At 55.3% G+C, this 16,533-nt stretch carries 18 protein-coding genes; 11 read left to right on the top strand and 7 right to left on the bottom strand.

Features of this window, described 5'->3' with window-relative positions; genetic code table 11:
- Positions 1 to 369: 369 nt before the first annotated feature.
- From U5L07_04055 to U5L07_04030, 6 genes are all read right to left on the bottom strand, one after another.
- Complete coding sequence (locus tag U5L07_04055; protein MDZ7830905.1) at positions 370 to 1,488, bottom strand: PQQ-binding-like beta-propeller repeat protein; 1,119 nt, start codon at positions 1,486 to 1,488, stop codon at positions 370 to 372.
- Complete coding sequence (locus U5L07_04050) at positions 1,488 to 2,738, bottom strand: IMP cyclohydrolase (GenBank protein MDZ7830904.1); 1,251 nt, start codon at positions 2,736 to 2,738, stop codon at positions 1,488 to 1,490. Before U5L07_04050 ends, U5L07_04055 begins: the two co-directional genes overlap by 1 nt.
- A gap of 114 nt (positions 2,739 to 2,852) precedes the next feature.
- Positions 2,853 to 3,299 carry a four helix bundle protein gene (locus U5L07_04045; protein ID MDZ7830903.1) on the bottom strand — a complete coding sequence of 149 codons (447 nt, stop codon included), beginning with the start codon at positions 3,297 to 3,299 and terminating at the stop codon, positions 2,853 to 2,855.
- A gap of 163 nt (positions 3,300 to 3,462) precedes the next feature.
- Positions 3,463 to 4,146, bottom strand: a complete 684-nt coding sequence (locus U5L07_04040) for a hypothetical protein (protein MDZ7830902.1) — start codon at positions 4,144 to 4,146, stop codon at positions 3,463 to 3,465.
- 46 nt (positions 4,147 to 4,192) lie between these two features.
- Positions 4,193 to 5,080, bottom strand: coding sequence for a polyamine aminopropyltransferase (gene speE, locus U5L07_04035; GenBank protein ID MDZ7830901.1), 888 nt, complete (start codon positions 5,078 to 5,080; stop codon positions 4,193 to 4,195).
- Positions 5,080 to 6,024, bottom strand: a complete 945-nt coding sequence (locus U5L07_04030) for a hypothetical protein (protein MDZ7830900.1) — start codon at positions 6,022 to 6,024, stop codon at positions 5,080 to 5,082. Before U5L07_04030 ends, speE begins: the two co-directional genes overlap by 1 nt.
- A gap of 245 nt (positions 6,025 to 6,269) precedes the next feature.
- Here U5L07_04030 and U5L07_04025 point away from each other — a divergent pair, with 245 nt between their 5' ends.
- Both U5L07_04025 and U5L07_04020 read left to right on the top strand, forming a co-directional pair.
- Positions 6,270 to 7,229: a thioredoxin family protein gene (locus tag U5L07_04025; GenBank protein ID MDZ7830899.1), complete on the top strand. Its 960-nt coding sequence runs from the start codon at positions 6,270 to 6,272 to the stop codon at positions 7,227 to 7,229.
- Positions 7,222 to 8,091: an MBL fold metallo-hydrolase gene (locus tag U5L07_04020; GenBank protein MDZ7830898.1), complete on the top strand. Its 870-nt coding sequence runs from the start codon at positions 7,222 to 7,224 to the stop codon at positions 8,089 to 8,091. The genes U5L07_04025 and U5L07_04020 overlap by 8 nt, the downstream gene beginning before the upstream one ends.
- On the opposite strand, the gene U5L07_04015 is transcribed toward U5L07_04020, so the two are convergent.
- Positions 8,054 to 9,469, bottom strand: coding sequence for an FAD-dependent oxidoreductase (locus U5L07_04015; GenBank protein MDZ7830897.1), 1,416 nt, complete (start codon positions 9,467 to 9,469; stop codon positions 8,054 to 8,056). The genes U5L07_04020 and U5L07_04015 overlap by 38 nt on opposite strands.
- A gap of 187 nt (positions 9,470 to 9,656) precedes the next feature.
- On the opposite strand from U5L07_04015, the gene U5L07_04010 reads away from it, so the two are divergent.
- The 9 genes from U5L07_04010 to mnhG all read left to right on the top strand — a co-directional run bounded on the left by U5L07_04010 (position 9,657) and on the right by mnhG (position 16,487).
- A complete protein-coding gene (locus U5L07_04010; GenBank protein MDZ7830896.1) occupies positions 9,657 to 10,109 on the top strand; it encodes a four helix bundle protein in 453 nt (150 codons plus the stop codon).
- A gap of 143 nt (positions 10,110 to 10,252) precedes the next feature.
- Positions 10,253 to 10,747, top strand: coding sequence for a hypothetical protein (locus tag U5L07_04005; protein MDZ7830895.1), 495 nt, complete (start codon positions 10,253 to 10,255; stop codon positions 10,745 to 10,747).
- 2 nt (positions 10,748 to 10,749) lie between these two features.
- Positions 10,750 to 13,005: a hydrogen gas-evolving membrane-bound hydrogenase subunit E gene (gene mbhE, locus U5L07_04000; GenBank protein ID MDZ7830894.1), complete on the top strand. Its 2,256-nt coding sequence runs from the start codon at positions 10,750 to 10,752 to the stop codon at positions 13,003 to 13,005.
- A gap of 1 nt (position 13,006) precedes the next feature.
- Positions 13,007 to 13,423 carry a Na+/H+ antiporter subunit B gene (locus U5L07_03995; GenBank protein ID MDZ7830893.1) on the top strand — a complete coding sequence of 139 codons (417 nt, stop codon included), beginning with the start codon at positions 13,007 to 13,009 and terminating at the stop codon, positions 13,421 to 13,423.
- A 1-nt stretch (position 13,424) separates the two neighbouring features.
- Positions 13,425 to 13,817, top strand: a complete 393-nt coding sequence (locus U5L07_03990) for a Na+/H+ antiporter subunit C (protein ID MDZ7830892.1) — start codon at positions 13,425 to 13,427, stop codon at positions 13,815 to 13,817.
- Positions 13,814 to 15,316 (top strand): Na+/H+ antiporter subunit D, encoded by a 1,503-nt coding sequence (locus U5L07_03985; GenBank protein ID MDZ7830891.1) that lies wholly within the window; start codon positions 13,814 to 13,816, stop codon positions 15,314 to 15,316. The genes U5L07_03990 and U5L07_03985 overlap by 4 nt, the downstream gene beginning before the upstream one ends.
- A complete protein-coding gene (locus tag U5L07_03980; GenBank protein MDZ7830890.1) occupies positions 15,313 to 15,789 on the top strand; it encodes a Na+/H+ antiporter subunit E in 477 nt (158 codons plus the stop codon). Before U5L07_03985 ends, U5L07_03980 begins: the two co-directional genes overlap by 4 nt.
- Positions 15,789 to 16,103 (top strand): monovalent cation/H+ antiporter complex subunit F, encoded by a 315-nt coding sequence (locus U5L07_03975; GenBank protein ID MDZ7830889.1) that lies wholly within the window; start codon positions 15,789 to 15,791, stop codon positions 16,101 to 16,103. Before U5L07_03980 ends, U5L07_03975 begins: the two co-directional genes overlap by 1 nt.
- 3 nt (positions 16,104 to 16,106) lie before the next feature.
- Complete coding sequence (gene mnhG, locus U5L07_03970; protein ID MDZ7830888.1) at positions 16,107 to 16,487, top strand: monovalent cation/H(+) antiporter subunit G; 381 nt, start codon at positions 16,107 to 16,109, stop codon at positions 16,485 to 16,487.
- Positions 16,488 to 16,533: the final 46 nt, after the last annotated feature.

Here is a 16,533-nt window from a genome sequence, read left to right as displayed (position 1 = left end):
GCCGGCCTTTTGGTTGTTCATCCCAACGATTGTCTTATTTTAGGGCCGGATGGTTTTTTGTCAAACAGATGTATATACCTGTCCTGAATTTACACCTAAATTGAGGTTACAGATAAGTGATTGAGGTACTTGATTCGGCCGGGGTTGTCAATGTGATTTTGGGGACGCGCCACGGTGAATTTGTTCTGGCGAACAACCCCATAACCATGGGGTTTCTCGCATGTGAGGTCGGCACGGTGGCCGACCCTACAAAATGTCGGCATTGTCGCGTAGGGCGGGCCACCGTGCCCGCCTGAAAAATAGATAGAACAAATTTACCGTGGGGGACGCGTTCATGGGGATGGCGCCCCTTTGGAAAGGAAATGGCGCCTAATGCCTTGATGTATGCCGGAGATCGCATCCATACATGGGCCACTGGGATCCGGCAAGTCCGCGTGAAGCCCCGTTTATCGAATAAACCCGGCCCTCCATGGTGCCGATGAGAATGGTGCCGGCCGGGGTTAGCGCAGGGGATGAGTAGCGGATCGGGCCAATGGTTTCGGACCGCCATTTTTCCTGGCCATTCGGGCCCAGGGCGTATATTCTTTGGACAGAGGCGATATAGATGGTCCCGTTTTCAGCGATTGCCGGCGAAGAGGCCATGATGCCGTCTGTCGGAAAGAGCCATTTTTCTTTACCTGACGGGCTCAGGGCAAACAGCTTGCCGTCTGCGGCGCCGGCATAAATGGTCCCATCCGGCCCGATAACAGGGCCGGGCTCAATAAATCCGCTGGGCCGGTATTGCCATTTCAGGGTGCCGTCCGGTGTGACGGAAAAAAGCCGGCCATTCTCGGATACCACATAGATCGTGCCGTCTGAGGCGATGGCGGGCTTTGAAATAAGCATCCCCCGGGTCTGCAGCGCCCATTTTTGGCGCCCGTCCGGTTCAATGGCATAAAGGCTGCCGCCCATGGAACCGATATAGATGGTGCCATCCCGGTCAATGGCCGGTGAACTGACGATGCCGCTCTGGGTTTGAAACATCCATTTTTTCTCGCCGTCCGGGCCCAGGGCGTATAGGTTTTTGTCAGTGGAGCCGAAATAGATGGCCCCGTCCGCTGCAATCGCGGGTGTGGAGTGGATGAAGCCGCCGGTTTGAAACGTCCATTTCTTTTGGCCCCTTGGCGTTACCGCGTAAAGCAACTGATCCCGGGAGCCGAAGTAGATGGTGCCGTCATCGGCGACAGCCGGCGAGGAGCGGATTTGGCCGCCTGTTTGAAACGTCCATTTCAGTGTGCCGTCGGGATTTAGTGCATACAGATGTTTGTCGTCTGAGCCCACATAGATGCTGCCGTCCGTGCCGACCGCCGGGGACGACCGGATCGCGCCGCCGGTCTGGAACATCCACTGCTTGGTGCCCACGATGTCGTTTTGGTTGCAGGCGGACGGCAGCAGGATAAGGAGCAGGTAAAAAGGAATAAATAATTTTTTAGCTTTCTGCCAGGCCATCAGTGTTTAAAGCTTCGCTGTCCGGTAAAGACCATGGTGGCATCGGCCTCGTTACAGGCCTCGATGGACTGGTAATCATTTAAGGAGCCGCCCGGCTGGGCAACGGCGGTTATCCCTTCCCGCAGGCCCACATCCACCCCGTCCCGGAAGGGGAAAAAGGCATCGCTGATCATGGTCGCCCCGATCAATCCGCCGTTTTCGTCTTTTACGCGGGCGTCAATCTCCGCCTTTTTATCCGGATCTGACAGGTTGTTGTAGGCAAGCCCGTGGGTCTCAAAGCAATAGCGGTCCGCCAGTTTCCGGTAGGCCTTGTCGCGGGCGATTTCCGCTACCCCCACCCGGTCCTGCTCGCCGGTGCCGATGCCGACCGAGACCCCGTTTTTTACATAAATCACGGAATTGGAAGTCACCCCGGACTCAAGCAGCCAGCCGAAAAGAATATCCGCATATTCCTGTTCCGTGGGTTCCCGCGAAATTTTGTAATGCGTGCCCTTGTATTCGCATTGGGCCAGCTGCATGTCAGCTTTGGAGCGGGCATTCGGGACAAAGGACCACTGGGTAATGAGCCCCCCGTCAATCAGGCTTTTAAACTCCACCACCCGCTGGGCGGCAAAGGATTGGAGCTGTTCGATGTTTTGAATCTGGATCACCCGCAGGTTTTTGCGCCGGGCGAGGATGTCGATTACGCCGTCCTCGAATTCCGGGGCCACCACTACTTCGGCATACTGATCGGCGATGGCTGCGGCGGTTTCCGTATCCAGAGCCCGGTTAACGGCGATACAGCCGCCAAATGCCGCCACCCGGTCGGCCATGTAGGCCTTGTGATAGGCATCCGCCAGATTCCCGGATGTGGCCGCGCCGCAGGGGTTGTTGTGCTTGACGATAATCACCGCGGGCTTGTCCGTGAGATACCGCAGGATGTTTAAGGCATTATCCGCATCCGTGAGGTTGGTCTTTCCCGGATGCTTGCCGGACTGCAGAAGCTCGGCATCAGATACCAGATGCTTTCCCGGGGCAATGCTCCGGGTTTCGCCCAGAACCAGATTGCCGTTTATCAGCCGGTACAGGGCGGCCTCCTGGCCCGGGTTTTCCCCGTAGCGCAGCCCTTTCCGGACGTTTTCGATTACCCAGTCCACCTTTTCGTAATAAAGGGTCTGCCGGTTATTGTCGTCCACAAAACTGATCTCCATCCGGGGCGGAAAATGATCATCCATGATGGTTTTATACATCTGTTTGATATCGTTAGTCATATCTATTCACTCCTGTTTATCGTTCATACTTCACAGTTCACAGTTCACCGTTCACCGTTAGAACCTATGCGTTCAGGCGCGCTGTCAAGCGTCGCCTGGAACGCTTGGTTGGGACTACTTTCCTTCTCCGTCCAAATCGAAATCGCTATCGCTATCGGGATCGAAATCGCCTGTAGCCTCCTGGCCATAGAATGTATGATCCTCCCGAACCTGGTATCCTCTTCCGCCCAGTCGGCTGAGCATCGCCGCCATGCGGTCGAGTTCGTCTTTGCGGCTCCGGCTCTCGGTCTTGTCCAGCGCCTTGCCGACAACCAGAACATCCTGAATGGCGGCGCATTCTAGCGCGGAGCCCCTCGCAATCTCAAAATAGCGCCGCCTGTCCGCGTCGGCGGTCTTGCCGTCGCCCTCGGCGATGTTCAGCGGGATCGACTGGCTCGCGCGAAGCCATTGGTCCCGTGCGGGACGATGGACGCCGTTCAACCCCTTGGCCTTTTCGTATACCCAGGCCACGTAGCTGATCGATAGACGGTAAACGTCAAGTCTCTCGTGTCCTAGCGTCATGATGCGTCGATTCCGATAGCGATCCCGATTTCGATTTCGATGGCCCCAACAATTATTATACAGATTTTGTTTATTGCCGGAAACTATGTAGCGGAAGGCTTTAGCCTTCCATTGGGTGTTTGTCGCAAGGCTGCCAAATATTAGTGCCTTAGTGCCTCTATTATCATCGAATATCCGGATACGCCTGCCTGATTTCATCAATGGAGCAGCTTCGCAGGTATTCGGTGATCGCGTGGTCATACTCGGCCGTATGGGAAAACGCCTTTTTGGCCAGCATGGCGCGGGTCTCAAGAGTCGTCTGGCCCCGGGTGCTCCGGAGTTCATCCAGAATCATGGGGTAGTCCGCCGGGTCCACCACCGGCGCCGCCCGGATAAAATTTTTGGCAGTTGCCCGGATCATGCAGGGACCGCCGATATCAATGTTGCCCCGGGCGGATTCCACCGTGACATCCGGCTGGGCGACGGTCTGCTGAAAGGGATAGAGGTTGACGATCACCATGTCAACAGGCACGGCGCCCGTTCGGGCCAGATCGCCCTGATGCGCATCATTGTAAGTTTCAGTCAAAAGGCCCAGATAGATTTTAAAATCCAGGGTCTTTACCAGACCGCCCTGGGTTTCGGGCTGGCCGGTATACTCGGACACCGGAATCAGGGTGCCGGCAGCGGAATCATCCAGCAGGGCCGCGATTTTTTTGTAAGTGCCGCCGGTTGACAGGATTTTTACTTCCGGACAGAGCCGGAGAAGTTCGGGGATCAGGGTGTCCAGGCCGTTTTTGTCTGATACGCTGACCAGTATGTGCCTAACCGGCACTAGGTTGTCGATGGTACGCACCGTGTTAATGCTCATAAAATTATCTCACCGTCAGGCGGTGGCCTCCTTAAATTTGGGGTTTTTAAATAGCGGCCGCTTGAATCGGGGGCAGCGGATCCAGCCGCCCGGATAGATGCTGCTGCACAAATCGGGGCAGCATGAATGCGGCAATATGAATTTCCGGCGTATAGTATTGCGTTTGGATGGCGGTGTTCCCGGTTCGGGCCGGATCGAAATCCGCCAGCGGGCAAAGGGTTTTGGACCCGAATCCAAAGCTCCAGAGACCGCCGGGATAGGTCAGGTTGGTAAAGGTGTACATGTGCAGCCGGTTGAAAAACGGCCGCTGATTGGCCAGCATGGAAGACTGGATATTAAAATCGTAAAACGGTGATTCCGCCTGTGAGATCATGATGCCGTTATCTGACAGCAGCGCGGCCACATTCTGATAGAACTGGCGGTCAAACAGGGGCGCGGCCGGGCCGATGGGGTCGGTGGAATCGATCAGCACCACATCGAATGTTTCATCCGTGGATGCCACGAATTTTACCCCGTCGCCGATGATGAGCTCCACCCGCGGGTCATCCAGGGCATGGCTGATCGACGGCATGTGCTGCCGGCAGGCATTAACCACCATCTCATCAATTTCCACCATGACCACCCGGGAGACCGCATCGTGCTTGACCGCCTCGCGGACCGTTCCGCCGTCACCGCCGCCGATGACCAGCACGCGGGCGGGGTCTGGATGGACAAACAGCGGGACATGGGCGATCATTTCGTGATAAACGTACTCATCCCGCTCCGAGACCATGATGATGCCGTCATTTAGAAGCATGGCCCCGTGGTCTTTGGTTTTGACAATATCGACCTGCTGAAAGGGGCTTTTGCCGGAAAAAAGCGTTTCCTCCACCTTAAAACTAAGTGCCACCGCGTCCTGATGGGTCTCCCTGACCCATAAATCAAGTGTGTCCATTATACCTGTTCCTGTGAACGGATGAAGTTTGAATATCTGACCTGATACCCGCAGTCCAGTTCATATATGCTCTTCTCTGTCGGGCGGAACCCGTTGATGCGGTCGGGCAGCGGGGCGGCTGCGGACAGATGCTGGTCCGTTACCGAACTGGTCAGTACAAAGCTGAATTTAGCGGGCTGAAAGATGTCCAGCACCCGCTTGACCAGCTCCATATAGTCGCCCTCCACCCGGTTGGCCTCAAAGCTTGCGTAAGAGCCCGTGGACTGTGGCGTGACATGTATCGTAAAGTATGAGTTGCCGGCAATCGCGTTTAAAGAATAGCCGAAGGGGTCAAACAGATAGGCGTCAATGCTCATGTCCGGATAAAGGGTGTCCATTCCGGTCTGCCTGACAACCCCATCAGCGGTCTGTCCGTTTTCCGGTGTATAAACCCGCATGGCATCCGGATTAAGATCATGCATCAAAAGTTCCAGGGTAATATCCTCATCTGTGGTGATCGATGCATGGGATGAGTAAAATATATGCACGTGATCATCATTGGCCGGTCCCAGCCGATAGCTTTTACCGGGAAAAAACTTGGAAATCCAGGCGGCCTCGATTTCAAAATCCGAGAGCTGGGATTCCGGATACATCAGGTTCTTGCGCTCATAGAAGACAAAGGCCATATCCGATTTGTCCACCATCTGTAAAATTTCCGGGATGGTGTCAATCAGGCTGGTCTGGCCGCAGGTGATCAAAAGAATCCGGTCTTCCCAGACGAACAGGCTGGATTCGGACAGCAGATAGGCATCCATCACCGGTGTGGCGGCGGTGCTGATAATCCAGGAGCCGCTCGCCCTGACGATCCGATCCCATCGGCCGTCCGCATTGCTGCGCAGCCCCGCGATAGGCCGGGACAGGATGATTTCGAGTTTTTTTTCCGGTCCTTCAAACTGGGCAGTCACTTTTTAGATTCCTTATAGATAAATCCTTGCTAAATTTTTATATAATAACATTTATGCCGGCGATGTAAAACTATAAAATAGCTTGTTAACCGGGTGGCTGCGAAACATTCATGTTGTCATTTGTCCGGAAATTCGTTACAGCTACCGGGAACAGCGGCAGCGAGAAACCTTAAGATTCCTCGTCGCTTACGCTCCTCGGAATGACAGGGGCGTAATATTTTGGAATAAAACAAGGAATATAATTAATGGCAAACGATGAGACAGTCATTTCGGAATGGGCCCGGCAAACGGAAAATCCCCGCTCCATACGGATATTTTTAAGCCAGGACAACCGGAGCGAGGATTTTCGGGAGTTTGCGGACCGGATGGAAACCCTGGCCCCGGCGGTCCGGATCGGGACCGAATATGAGGCGGATGATTCACTGCCCGAAATCCGGATACAGCCGAATATTACCTATCAGGCCGTGCCGCAGGGCCATGAACTAAAGCCGTTTCTTGAAATTCTTTCCGGCCTTACCAAAGAAGCCCAGGCCCGGCATCTCGCGGACACGGATGTTCTGGAAAAAATCAGCATGCCGGCGATCTTAAAAGTCTATATCAGCCCGGAATGTCACTTCTGTCCCCAGACCGTCCAATCGCTGGCTTCCCTGGCCATGCATCAGGAAATGATCCATTTGGTGATAATTGACGGGACCATGTTCCCGGAAAAAGCGGCTGCAGATAAAGTCAGTTCCGTGCCCACGGTGTTTCTGGATGATCAGTTCCGCTGGGCCGGCAATGTGGAGCTGCCGGAACTCATCGATATTCTGGTCAACCGGGATCCGGCCCAGCTTAGCAGCGAGACGCTCAAGCAGATCCTCTATGACGGCAAAGCCTCGGATCTGGCCAAAATGATGGCGGACTGGGGCAAGGTGTTTCCCGGCATATACAGCCTCCTTACCCATACGGAGTGGCCGGTACGGCTGGGGGCCATGGCCACGGTGGAATATCTGGGTGAACACCGGCAGGATTTGATCGCTGAGGTGGTAAACGCCCTGTGGGAGGAGTTTGAAGAGCTTGATGAACCGGTTAAGGCGGATATCCTTTATCTTTTTGGCGAAACCGCCCATCCGGAAGCCCGGCCGAAGATAGAAGCCGTGCTGGCGGGTGATTACTCGGATCTGGTCAAGGAGGCGGCCAAGGAGGCCATGGCGGCTTATGCTTAATTTAATTGATCTCGACATACCGTCCCTGGGCTATACCCGGTTTATTTCCGCCTGGGTCTATCAGGGCGGGGCGGGCGCCTTTCTGGTCGATCCCGGTCCGACCTGCACCGTTGACCGTCTGTGCGAGGCTCTGGCGGCGCGGGGCGTAAACAAACTGGATCTGATCCTTTTAACCCACATCCATATGGATCATGCGGGAAGCATCGGGCATATGGCAGAGCGGTTTCCGGAGGCAACGATCGTCTGCCATGAAAAGGCGGTGCCGCACCTGATCGATCCGGCCCGTCTGTGGGAAGGCTCACTTAAAACCCTGGGCCATGTGGCGGAAGTTTACGGCGAGATCAAGCCGGTGCCCGAGGATCGGGTTTCGTCGGATTACCAGATTGATTTCGCCGGCGGCATCCGGGCCGTTGACACCCCCGGCCATGCCCCGCACCATCTTTGTTTCGTGTTTGACGACGAGCTTTTCTGCGGCGAGCTGTTCGGGATTTTCCAGGATCTGGGCGGCCGGATTTATCTGCGGCCGGCCACCCCGCCCCGGTTTGTCGCGGATGCCTTTTTTAGATCCATGGATGAAATTACGCCGCACATTCACCGCACCCTCCGGTTCGCCCATTACGGGAACCACCCGGACGGCATGCAAATTTTGTGCCTGGCCCGGGATCAGCTCCAATTATGGATCGATATTATCCGCGGGCACGCGCAAAATCCGGATATGGAGGCCATTATCGAGGACCTGACGGCGCGGGATCCCATTTATCATCAAATCCATGAACTGCCGCCGGCCATTTATGACCGCGAGCGTCACTTTACCCGGAATTCCATCAACGGGATTCTGGGTTATCTGACATCCGCCGGGTGATCGCTTTGGCCGGAATAAGCCCTGTGGCGGCCGCAGATACGATGTTTCCGGCGACCCCCGGGCCGTCGCCGGCCACAAAAAGTCCGGGAATGCGGGTTTCAAGTTCCCTGGAGGTTTCAATCTGGGTGGCAAAGAACTTGATTTCCGGCGCATAGAGCAGGGTCTCGTCATTTGACACCCCGGGCACCACCTGGTTAAGCTTCTCCAACCCTTCTATGACATTGGTGAGGAGCCGCTCCGGCAGGGCCATGGCGATATCACCGCAAACCACATTTTTAAGGGTCGGCTCGATGTAGCTTTTCCGAATCCGCGGCCAGGTGCTCCGGCGGCCGCGTTTTAGATCCCCGAACCGCTGAAGCAGGGGTTTGCCGCCGCCGATCAGGGTGGCCAGGCGGCCGATGGATTCCCCATAGGATTGGTTGTCTGTTACCGGATCGGTCAGCACCACCTTGGAGAGAAAGGCAAAATTGGCGTTTTCCGACTTTTTATCCGAATAGGCATGGCCGTTTACGCACACAAAGTCCCGGTAGAATTCCTGGGTCACATAGCCGCCCTGATTGGTGCAGAAGGTCCGGGTTTGATCGTCGTATTTGCCGGTCTGAACAAAAAAGACCGGATCATAGATAATGCTGCAGAGGTCCCGGGTGATGTCCCCGTGCACCTCCACGCGGACCCCCACCTCGATACCGCGCTGGCTCATGCCCAGGCTGAATTTCCGGGCCGTCTCTCCCATCCATTCCGCCCCCACCCGGCCGGGGGCAAGAATTACATTGTCTGCAATATATTCATTTTTGTCCGTGCTGACCTGTTTTTTCCCGTCCGCTAAAATCCCGATCTCTGTTACCGCCTCTGCGGTATGTATCGTCACCCGGTTTTCCAGTTCCGCCATCATTCGGCTGATATAGCCCGGCAGACAGTCGCTGCCCAGGTGCTTCTGCTTGATAATCAAGAGATCCATCCCGAGTTTTTTGGCATCCCGCCGGATAACCCGGGCGGCGTCCATGTTTGATGGAAAAACCGGCCCGTCCATGCCAAAGATGTTAAAAATCGTCTCCGTTTCCCGGATCAGTTCATCCGCCTGGCTGACCGGGAGAAACTGGGTCAGATCGGTTTTGCCGAGTTTGGCGATAAAATTGAGTTTTCCGTCCGAAAACAGCCCGGCGCCGCCGATACCGGAGAGGATCTGGCACGGCTCGCATTTCAGGCATTCGCCGGATTTTTCCATGGGGCATTTCCGGTTTCGGGGCGGTTTGCCCTTTTCCAGAAGCAGAACGCTTGAGTCTGAATGGATGGACAGGTAATAGGCGGCAAACAGGCCGGCCGGTCCGCCGCCAACGATAACCACATCAAAGGTCTCAGGTTGCTGTGAAGTGCCCATCAAAAAAAAATCCTGTCTGAGAAAATCCTGCCCAGGTGGGGCGTTTCAAATCTTTAAAAACCTTATCCCTCAATCTAAATTATCATTGTTTGCCTATTACCGGCAAGCAAAGAAACAAGCCCACGGCTAATTTGTTCTGTATCCAAATCGAAATCGCTATCGGGATCGGGATCGAAATCGAAAAAATATGACCCTTGGACACGAAAAACTGGACGTCTATCGCCTTTCAATAGGCTATGTTGCATGGGTTTACGAGAAGGCCGACAGCCTGAACGGAGTCCATCGGCCCGCCCGGGATCAATGGCTTCGGGCCAGCCAGTCGATACCGCTCAATATCGCCGAAGGTAATGGCAAGACCGCGGAAGCCGACCGAAGGCGTTATTTCGAAATCGCTCGTGGCTCCGCGCTTGAGTGCGCGGCGATTCAAGATGTGCTGGTTGTCGGCAAGGCGCTGGACAAGATGGAAAGCCGGAACCGCAAGGATGAACTCGACCGTATGGCCGCGATGCTCAGCCGTCTCGGCGGAAGAGGATACCAAGTTCGAGAGGATCAGGAAGTCTACAGCGTCGATTTCGATCCCGATAGCGATTTCGATCCCGATTTCGATCCCGATAGCGAAGAAAACGAATCCCAACCTTAGCGTTAACAGGACCGGGGGTATGGATTTGGCGTTAGAACAAATTAGCCGTGGAAACAAGCCGCCGATTTCTTGAAAAGTTTGTATTTTGAGGATATCTTATAGGGCAATTAAATTTAAATCCACAATTTGACAGGAGACTGAAAATGGGCAGGCAATGGAGGCGTACGTTTTTGGCAGGCGTTATTGTTTTTTTGGTTTTATGGGTTGGTTTTTCAGGGTGCAGCAATGCCGAATCCGAGAAACAAACCAGCAAGGGAGCCGCCCCTGAAACCAGCCTGAAGGATGTGGAGAAGGAGGCGAATGAGGCGGCGGAAGCCGTGAAAAATTATGCCGGTCAGCAGAAGGATGAATTCATGCATAAGGCCAAAACAGCGCTTGACGAGGCGGATCAACGGATTTCATCGTTCAGGCAGGAGATGCAGTCCAGGTGGGATGAAATGGATAAGCAGGCGCGTGAGAAGGCGGAGGAAACCCTGAAAACAATGAAGGAAAAACGCGAGGTCCTGAAGGAAAAACTTTCGCAAATGAAAAAGAATTCTGCTGAGGCCTGGGAAAAAATGAAAAAAGATTTGCAGGAAAGTTACGAGGCACTTAAAAAATCCATGGAAAGCACAGACAAGAAGGAAATCTACATCTAACTATGACCCGCTCCGGCAACCCGCTTACTGAATGGATCGGCCGCGCCACCGCGGTTCTCCCGCTGCTGGTGGTCTTGGCCGTCTGTGGCTTGCTGCCGAAAACCGCAGCCGGCGAAGCCTACCGGTTTTCCCTGTCATGGGTGCCCGCCCTGGGCGTTGAGCTCTCTTTTATGATTGACGGCCTGAGCCTTCTTTTTGCCTTGATCATCAGCGTCGTCGGTTTTTTTGTCACCATTTACGCCGTGGATTACCTGCATGGCCACTCGCAGATCGGCCGGTTTTTTGTCTTCCTGCATGCATTTATGCTGTCCATGCTGGGCTTGGTCACTGCGGATAACGTACTGGCGCTTTTTGTGTTCTGGGAGCTCACCACGATTTTCTCCTACCTTTTGATCGGGTTTGAGCATGAAGCGTCGGCTTCGCGGAAAAGCGCCCGCCAGGCCCTTTTGGTTACCGGTGCCGGGGGGCTTGCCCTGCTTGCCGGGTTTCTGCTGCTTGGAATTATTACCGGGACTTACGAAATATCCGAGATGGTAGATTTTGCCGCGCATTTAAAGGCGCATCCGCTTTACGGGGCGGTCCTGGTCTTAATTTTTCTCGGGGCATTCACCAAGTCCGCCCAGTTCCCGTTTCATTTCTGGCTGCCGAACGCCATGGCCGCACCGGCGCCGATCAGCGCGTTTCTGCATTCCGCCACCATGGTCAAGGGCGGGATCTATCTGCTGGCCCGGTTTTATCCGATTTTGGGCGGAACAAATGCCTGGATGTGCCCGCTGATGATCATCGGGGCGATTACGGCCGTGGGCGGGGCCATAATCGCCATGGGCCAGTCGGATTTGAAAAAGATCCTGGCCTACACGACCATCACCGCCCTGGGGATCATGACCATGTTTCTGGGCGGCAGCGCAACGCCGTCTTTGACCGCGGCCATGACCTTTCTGCTGGTGCATGCCCTGTATAAATCCGCCCTGTTTTTGGTGGCAGGCATTATCGACCATCAAACCGGTACCCGCCAACTGGAAAAACTGGGGGGGCTTTTGCGGTTTATGCCGTTTACCGCCTTCGCCGCCGCCGCCGCCTGCCTGTCCATGGCCGGGTTTCCGTTGTTTTTCGGGTTTATCGGAAAGGAGATCATGTACAAGGGGGCCCTGGCTGAAGTCATGTGCCCGGAGCTGGCCGCCGGGACGGCAGTCCTGGCCAATGCCCTGATGACGGCTGTGGGCGGGGTTTTGATCATCCGCCCCTTTTTAAAAGGCCCGGGCCATTACCCGTCACCGGTTCGGGAGGCGACGTTTTTCATGTGGTGCGGCCCGGTGTTTCTGGGCGGACTGGATATTCTCTTCGGTATTTTTCCGGAATGGGTGGGGCACTGGCTGGTGGCCCCGGCGGTAAGGGCATTTCATTTTTCACCGGAAGATATCAAGCTTCATCTGTATCACGGTATCAATATGCCGCTTTTGCTAAGTATCATTACGCTGACCCTGGGGGTTTGTTTTTATCTCACCCACCGAAGAATCCACGACTTTGTGGCTAAAGCGACCAATAAAATGCCGGTCACCGCATCCCAAATCTATGAGTGGTGTTTAGAAGGGGTGGCGGGACTTGGCAAACTCCAGACCCGCCTGATTCAGAACGGATCCCTGCATCGGTATTTTTTTATTGTGGCCGCAACCTTTGTGCTGGTCACGGGGTACAGTTTTTTCAGCCGGGCCGGGGCGCTTCCGCTGCCCGGGCTGCCGCTTCTGGCATTGCGGGAGTGGCTGCTGATTATTGCGATTACAGCCGCCGTGCTAACTGTGCTGGCCACCCGGATTCTGCTGCTGGCGGTTTGCGCCTTAGGGGTTGTCGGGGCGGGGCTGGCCATCATTTTTTTAAGCTACGGCGCCCCGGATCTCGCCCTTACACAGCTCCTGGTGGAAACCCTTACGGTGGTGATTGTCTCCATTATTCTGCTCCGGCTGCCCGGGCTCGGGTCCCAAACCCGGCAGCACCCGGGCAGAGGTCTGCTGGATGCGCTGTTAGCCGTGGGCGCCGGCGTGCTGGTGACGACACTTTTGCTGGCGGTTCTGTCAACCGATCTGGATCGCTCCATCACGGCCTTTTTTGAGCAAAACAGCTATCTGGCCGCGCACGGCAAGAATATCGTCAATGTGATCCTGGTGGATTTCCGCAGCATGGATACATTGGGTGAGATCATTGTGGTGGCGACCGCCGGACTGGCCGGATACGCCTTAATACAGAAAAAGCGGGACAAATGATATGATGCAGTCCCTGATATTGCGAACCGCCACACGGCTTTTGGCCAGTTTGATACTGGTGTTTTCCGTCTATCTGCTGTTTCGCGGCCATAACTCGCCGGGCGGCGGATTTTCCGGGGCCCTGGTGGCGGGGACGGGCTTTGCCCTTTATGCCATTGCCGAAGGCGCGGCCTCCGTTCGGCGGGCCATCCGCATTGATCCCCGGGATTTGATCGTCTTTGGCATGGGTCTGGCGCTTGCCTCCGGTTTGCCGGCCGCATTTTCGGAAAAACCCTTTTTAACCGGCCTGTGGTGGACGGTGGCCGAACTGCCGGACTACAGACTGGTGCTGGGGACCCCGTTTTTCTTTGACGTGGGCGTATATGCCATTGTGCTGGGAACGATTCTGACCCTTATCCTGGCGTTGGAAGAGAGTTGATATGGAAACCGTTTTGGCCTTTTTATGCGGGATTATGACCGCGGCCAGCATTTATCTGATGCTTTCCGGCAATATCATCCGGTTTATCTTCGGCCTGGTGATTGCCACCAATGCGGTCAATCTTCTGATTTTTGTTTCCGGCCGGCTTTCCAGTCACCGGCCGCCGCTGATTCCGGATGATGTATCAATTCCGTCTGAGACGTTGGCCAATGCGCTGCCCCAGGCGCTTATTCTGACCGCCATTGTGATCGGGTTTGCGCTTTTAACCTTTGTCTTTATTCTGTTTTACCGGACATACCAGTCCCTGGGCACGGTGGATACCGAAAAGATGCGGTTTGCAGAACCGGATGGTGAAAATTCGGATGAGGCGGCCCGAAAGGGGGACGGCAAATGAACTGGCTGCTGGTGCTGCCGATTCTTATTCCGTTTGCCTTTGCCGCACTTTGCCTGCTGTTCCGGCGGGATGCGGGGATGCAGCAGCAGCTTGGCATATTGGGCGGCCTGCTGCATTTGGCAGCCTGCCTTGCTTTGCTGGCCCATGTTTATAAAACCGGTTTGATCACCATGCAGGTCGCCGGCTGGCCGGCACCCTTCGGCATCACCCTGGTGGCCGACCATCTAAGCGTTATTCTGGTGGCGGTGACCGGCATTTTAGGGCTTTCCAGTATCGTCTATTCCAAAGCCGAGATCAGGCCCGGCATGCTGGCGGCCGGCTATTATTCCCTGATGCATATTCTTTTGGGCGGCGTCTGCGGGGCATTTCTCACCGGGGATTTGTTCAACCTCTATGTCTGGTTTGAAGTCATGCTGATGGCCTCCTTCGGCCTGCTGGTGCTGGGTCAGGAAAAAGAACAGCTGGACGGCGGCGTAAAGTATGTGATGATCAACCTGTTCTCAACATTGCTGTTTATCAGCGGGCTGGGGCTTTTATACGGCATGACCGGCACGCTCAATATGGCGGATCTGCACCTGGAGATCCAGAAGGTGCAGGATAAAGCCCTGCTCACCGCCGTGGCCGCCATTTTCATGACCGCTTTCGGGATTAAGGCGGGCCTCTTTCCCCTGTTCTCCTGGCTGCCGGTTTCCTATCATACGCCGCCGGTGGCGGTTTCCGCCATTCTGGCCGGGCTGCTGACCAAAGTCGGGGTGTATGCGCTGATTCGGATGTTTACTCTGATTTTTACCTTTGATGTGGCCTACACGCACGGGCTGCTCTTGATTGCCGCGGTGCTTACCATGATTACGGGGGTGCTGGGGGCGGCCGCCTACAACGAATTCCGGCGGATTCTCTCATTTCATATTATCAGCCAGGTGGGCTATATGGTCCTCGGGCTGGCCCTGTTTACGCCCCTGGCCATTAGCGGGGCGGTATTTTATCTGCTGCATCATATGATCGTCAAAGCCAATCTTTTTTTGATTTCCGGCGTCTCCCGCAATGCCGCCGGGTCATTTGAACTCTCCCGGATAGGCGGTCTTTACCGTCATCGTGGGTTTTTGGCGCTGTTGTTTTTCATCCCGGCGTTTTCTCTGGCCGGGTTTCCGCCCCTTTCCGGGTTCTGGGCCAAGATGATCCTGATCCGGGCAAGCCTTGAGGTCCAGGCCTATGCAGTGGCCGGGGCCGCGGCCGGCGTGGGGCTGCTCACAGTCTATTCCATGACCAAAATCTGGGGGGAGGCGTTCTGGAAGCCCCGGCCTTCCGCCGAGGCTGGAAAAAGCTTGCCGCCCGCCCGGTCTGAAGGCGAAATCTGGCTTCTTTTGCCGATTACCGTGCTGGCCATCATTACCATGGTCCTCGGCCTGGTGCCCGGCCCGTTTCTGGCCCTGGCGGAGCAGGCGGCCCATGAGCTGCTTAATCCGGATATATATGTCAAGGCGGTGCTGGGGGGCGCATGAGCAATCTTTTTCTGTTAAATATTTTTCTGGCTGCGGGGTTCTGCGCGATCCTCGGACAGGTGAATCTGACCGGTTTTCTGGCCGGTTATGCCATCGGGTATCTGGCCCTATGGGTTACGCGGCCCCTCTATGGGCCGAGTACCTATTTTATGCGGGTAGCCAGGATTCTGCAATTAGCGGGCTATTTTATCTGGCAGCTGCTGGTGTCCAACCTGCGGGTGCTCTGGGATGTGATTACCCCCAAACATATCAGCAAGCCCGGGGTGATTGCAGTGCCTTTGGATGCGGAAACCGATTTTGAAATCATGATGGTGGCCAACCTGGTTTCCCTGACCCCGGGGAGCCTCAGCCTGGATGTCTCGGATGATAGAAAAACCCTTTTTGTACATATGATGTTTCTGGATGATGTTGAAGCAGCCCGCCGCGAGATTAAACAGGGGATTGAAAAGCGGGTTCTGGAGGCGATTCGCTGATGGATATGGAAAGCATGTTTTTAAAATTTACCACCGAACTGGTGCTTGTTCTTTTGACACTGGCCATTCTCTTCGCCTTTATCCGGCTGGCAATCGGGCCGGACCCGGCGGACCGGATTGTGGCCCTGGATTTAATTTCCGTTTTGATTGTCGCCTACCTGGGGGCGGTTTCCATCTATACCGGGGAAAAGGCCTTTCTGGATGTGGCTATTGCCTATGCCTTGATCGCCTTTCTGGGAACTGTGGCGCTGGCCCGGTTCCGCGAACGACTGGCAAAACGCACTGACAGCCAAAAATCCGAAGAGAGGGATTAGTGTATGGTTGAAATTATTACCGCTTTGATCCTGCTTGCGGGCGGCATTTTCGCCTTTATCGCGTCGGTGGGCATGCTTCGCCTGCCCGACACCATTATCCGGATGCACGCGGCCACGAAGGCGGGCGCGCTGGGCTCCGGCCTGATCTTTATTGCCCTGGCCTGTTATTATCTGGAGTTGAGCACTACCCTTCGGGCGCTGGCCACAGTGTTTTTTCTGCTGCTAACCGCCCCCGTGGCCGCCCACCTGATCGGCCGGGCGGCCTACTGCAGCCGGGTGAATCTGTGGCATAAAACCTGGATCGACGAGTTCGCCAATGTCTGCGACTGGTGTGAAACGTCAACGGGGGAGGGGGCCTCTGAATGCGAAATCGAAGAGAAATGAGCCGGGAAAGGTTTCGGGTTTCAGTGTTCAGGCCGGCATCGGTATC

The organism is Desulfobacterales bacterium, assembly GCA_034520365.1.
Lineage (GTDB): Bacteria > Desulfobacterota > Desulfobacteria > Desulfobacterales > Desulfosalsimonadaceae > M55B175.
Note: the sequence above shows the minus strand (reverse complement) of the source record. Positions and strands in the feature narration are given on the sequence as shown.